Here is a 3,964-nt window from a genome sequence, read left to right on the forward strand (position 1 = left end):
CCCCGCCTCCGCCGTGGAGGACGGGACCTCACCCGCCCCGCGGACCGTCACCGCCAAGGGGCTCCCCAAGCGCACACCGCGGACCGTGGAGACCGGAGTCGACGTCCCCCGGCCCCGTACGGGCGGACTGAGGGCCGAGGAGCTGCGCAGACGGCTCGGCGGCTTCCAGCAGGGCGCCCGGGACGGCCAGCGCGACGCGGAGGCGCAGATCGCCGCCGAGCGGATCGCCGCCGACCGGAGCGACGGCCCGGCGGACGACCGCGCGGAGGCGACGGACACGGGTGGCACTGTCGAGGAGGCACGCAAGTGAACGCGCCCACCACCGCACACACGCCCAGCAGGCAGGCACGCAACCTGCGCTGGCTGCTGTCCAACCTGGTCGACGAGGTCCCCGGCGTACGGTCCGTCGCCGTGGTGTCCTCCGACGGCCTGCTCCTGCTCTCCTCCGAACCGGGCAGAACCGCCGGAGACGCCGGTCCCGGCGACGGACCGGACCGCGAGGAGGACGGCGCCGGGGAGCGCGCGGACGGCGCCGCCCCGCGCCGGGAGCCGGGCGGACGGCCGGAGCGCGGTCCCAGGGACTCCGGCGCGGACCTGGCCACCATCGTCTCCGGCCTCGGCTCCCTCACCCAGGGCGCCTCCAAGCTGATGGACGCCGGGCCCGTCAAGCAGACCATGGTCGCGATGGACGAGGGCAGCCTGTTCGTGATGTCGATCAGCGACGGCTCGCTGCTCGGCGTCCACGCCGCACCCGACTGCGACATGAGCGTCGTCGCGTACCACATGGCCCTCTTCGTCGGCCGGGCCGGACACGTCCTCACCCCCGAACTCCGCACCGAACTGCGCACGTCGATGGAGCTGGACCAGTGACCTCCCACAGCCCGCTGCCCGTACGCAAACCCGCGCGCGTGCGCCCCTACTCCCTGACCGGCGGACGCACCCGCTTCGGGCACGTCCTGCTGGTGGAGACCCTCGTCGCCGCCATCGAGGCCCCCGAAGCACGCCTGGAGCTGACCTCGGGGGGCCTGCGCGACCGCGTGATGCCCGAGATGAGGGCCATCGTCGAGCTGTGCCGCCGGATGCGCTCGGTCGCCGAGATCGCCGCCCGCCTGCGGATGCCGCTGGGCGTGGTGCGCGTACTGCTCAGCGACCTCGCCGACCAGGGGCGCATCCGGGTCTACGGCACCGGCTACGACAACGACCGCCCCGACCGCGCACTGCTGGAGAGGGTGCTGGTCGGACTCCGCAGGCTCTGACGGGCCTCCCGCACCCCGTCCGGCGCGCAAGGCCGGACACAGACACCGACGCAGACCGACGCGACCCGACGCAGACCCGAAGCAGACCCCGAGAAAGACCCGTGGTGGACGCCGTGAACGACCCGGCACAGAGCGCCGAGAAGCTCCAGCCCTGGCAGGAGGAGCGCGGACGCGCCCCGATCTCCGTCAAGATCGTGGTGGCGGGAGGCTTCGGCGTGGGCAAGACGACCTTCGTCGGCTCGGTCTCCGAGATCGAACCGCTGACCACCGAGGCGGTGATGACCCAGGCCAGCGAGGACACCGACGACCTCACCGCCACCCCCGAGAAGACCACGACCACGGTCGCCATGGACTTCGGCCGCGTCACCCTCGACGCCGACCTGGTGCTGTACCTGTTCGGCACCCCCGGCCAGCGGCGCTTCTGGTTCATGTGGGACGACCTGGCGCGCGGTGCGATCGGCGCGGTGGTGATGGCCGACACCCGGCGGCTGGAGGACTGCTTCCCGGCGCTCGACTACTTCGAGAGCTGCGCCCTGCCCTACGTCGTCGCCGTCAACCACTTCGAGGGGACGGAGTACTACGAGGCCGAGGACGTGCGAGAGGCGCTGTCCGTCCCCGACCGCGTGCCCGTCGTCATCATGGACGCGCGCAAGCGGGACACGGTCGTCGACTCGCTGACGGCGCTCGTCGGCCACGCGCTGAACCTCACCCCCGCCTGACCGGCAGCCCCCGGTCCCGCACCGGCGCTCCACGCACCGGCGCCCCACGAACCCCCACACCCAGGCACCTCGTCACCCAGGCATCCCAGGGGAGAACCGCCATGCGGAAGATACTCATCGTCGGAGCCGGCCAGTCCGGTCTCCAGCTCGCGCTCGGCCTCCAGTCGCACGGCTACGAGGTCACCGTGATGTCGAACCGCACGGCGGACGAGATCCGCGGCGGCCGGGTCATGTCCACCCAGTGCATGTTCGACCAGGCCCTTCAGCACGAACGCGATCTGGAGATCAACTTCTGGGAGGACCAGAGCCCGCGCACCGAGGGTCTGGGCGTCTCGGTCGTCGGCCCCGAGGGATCCCGTGTCATCGACTGGGTGGGCCACCTGGACGGCTACGCCCAGTCGATCGACCAGCGCGTGAAGATGGCCGGCTGGCTGGAGACCTTCGCCCAGCGCGGCGGTCAGCTCGTCATCCACGGCGCGGCCGTCTCCGACCTGGACTTCTTCGCCCGCACCTACGACCTGGTGCTCGTAGCGGCCGGCAAGGGCGAGCTGGTGACGATGTTCGAGCGCGACGCCTCGCGCTCGCCGTACGACAAGCCGCAGCGCGCGCTGGCGGTGTCCTACGTGCACGGGCTGGAGCGGCGCCCGGAGCACCCCGACATGCTGGCGGTGCGCTTCAACCTGGTGCCGGGCGTCGGCGAGCTGTTCATGATCCCCGGCTACACCGTCTCCGGCGCCTGCGACATCATGTTCTGGGAGGGGGTCCCCGGCGGCCCGCTGGACGTCTTCCAGGGTGTCAAGGACCCCGCCGAGCACCTGGACCTCACGCTGGAGCTGATGAAGCGCTTCACCCCGTGGGAGTACGACCGGGCCCGCAAGGTCGAGCTGACCGACGCCGGCGGCACGCTCGCCGGCCGCTACGCGCCGACCGTCCGCAAGCCGGTCGGCCGCCTCCCCTCGGGCGGCGCGGTGCTGGGCGTGGCGGACGTGGTGGTGGCCAACGACCCGATCACCGGCCAGGGCTCCAACACCGCCTCCAAGTGCGCCGCCTCCTACCTGGCCTCCATCCTGGAGCGCGGTGACAGGCCGTTCGACGAGGAGTGGATGCAGGCCACGTTCGAGCGCTTCTGGGAGGACACGGCCCGGCACGTCACCAAGTGGTCGAACGGCCTGCTGGCGCCGCCGCCGGAGCACGTGCTGCAGCTGATCGGCGCGGGCATGGAGCACCAGGAGCTGGCGAACCGCTTCGCCAACGCCTTCAGCGACCCGTCCGACCTGGAGAACTGGTTCTTCGACCCGGAGAAGGCACAGGCGTACCTGGCGAGCCTGGCCTCGGACTGAGCCGCGCCTCCCACCGGCCGCGCGCCCCCGCCGGCCGTACGCGGCACGGCCGGTGTACGTCTCACCGGCCGTGCCGCGCCGTCTCCGCGCCGCGCAGCGCGGCCAGTTCGCCGTCGTCGAGCGAGGCGAGCGCCCGCTCCACCTCCGCCAGCCGCCGCCCGGCCGCGTCCCGCCGCCGCCCGCTGTCGGCGGCGAGCGTGAGCTGCCGGTCCAGGGCGCCGCGCGCCCGGGTCGCGAGCCTGTCCAGCCGCCGCTCCTCGGCCGACAGCCGGGCCGCCTCGGCGGCCCGGTCGCCCAGCACCCGCTCCACCGCCCGCCCGTGCTCCAGCACCGTGCGCACCTCCCGCTCGTCACGGCCGAACAGCAGCCGCAGGGAGGGCGGAAGCACCCCGGAGGAGCCCCGGTAGTGCTGCCGGGCCAGCCGTCCGGCCTCGTCACGGGCCTCGGCCAGCCGTACGCGGGTGCCGGCCAGTTCGCGCTGGAGCCGGTCGACCTTCCCGCGCCGCTCGGCCGCCTCCCGCTCGACGGCGCCGTGCGCCTCGCCGGCGGCCTCGGCCCGCCGGTACAGGTCCCGCATCCGGGTCAGCAGTTCGCCGACGGGCACGTCACCGGCCGCCGGGGCGTCCCCGTCCGCCCCGCCTGCCTCCCC

The 3,964-nt window shown here is 73.5% G+C and carries 4 protein-coding genes and 2 pseudogenes; 5 read left to right on the forward strand and 1 reads right to left on the reverse strand.

Annotated features, from left to right (window positions below; all coding sequences use genetic code 11):
* The 5 genes and pseudogenes from L7D48_RS26980 to L7D48_RS27000 form a co-directional block, all read left to right on the forward strand.
* Positions 1 to 310: pseudogene (locus L7D48_RS26980) on the forward strand (histidine kinase); the annotation flags it as partial.
* Positions 307 to 870 (forward strand): roadblock/LC7 domain-containing protein, encoded by a 564-nt coding sequence (locus tag L7D48_RS26985; RefSeq protein ID WP_237883438.1) that lies wholly within the window; start codon positions 307 to 309, stop codon positions 868 to 870. The pseudogene L7D48_RS26980 and the gene L7D48_RS26985, both read left to right, overlap by 4 nt.
* Complete coding sequence (locus L7D48_RS26990; RefSeq protein WP_206350604.1) at positions 867 to 1,256, forward strand: DUF742 domain-containing protein; 390 nt, start codon at positions 867 to 869, stop codon at positions 1,254 to 1,256. Before L7D48_RS26985 ends, L7D48_RS26990 begins: the two co-directional genes overlap by 4 nt.
* Before the next feature lie 101 nt (positions 1,257 to 1,357).
* Positions 1,358 to 1,975 carry an ATP/GTP-binding protein gene (locus L7D48_RS26995; protein WP_237883440.1) on the forward strand — a complete coding sequence of 206 codons (618 nt, stop codon included), beginning with the start codon at positions 1,358 to 1,360 and terminating at the stop codon, positions 1,973 to 1,975.
* 101 nt (positions 1,976 to 2,076) lie between these two features.
* Entirely contained in the window at positions 2,077 to 3,315 is a 1,239-nt protein-coding gene (locus L7D48_RS27000; RefSeq protein ID WP_237883442.1) for a styrene monooxygenase/indole monooxygenase family protein, read from the forward strand.
* A 61-nt stretch (positions 3,316 to 3,376) separates the two neighbouring features.
* Here L7D48_RS27000 and L7D48_RS27005 read toward each other — a convergent pair.
* A pseudogene (locus L7D48_RS27005) lies at positions 3,377 to 3,964 on the reverse strand (hypothetical protein); the annotation flags it as partial.

Source organism: Streptomyces sp. ICN903 (assembly GCF_022015835.1).
Taxonomy (GTDB): Bacteria; Actinomycetota; Actinomycetes; order Streptomycetales; family Streptomycetaceae; genus Streptomyces; species Streptomyces fenghuangensis.

Coding starts and splice junctions, on each gene's coding strand:
- L7D48_RS27000 (WP_237883442.1), top strand. CDS start 2,077: ATGCGGAAGATACTCATCGTCGGAGCCGGCCAGTCCGGTCTCCAGCTC.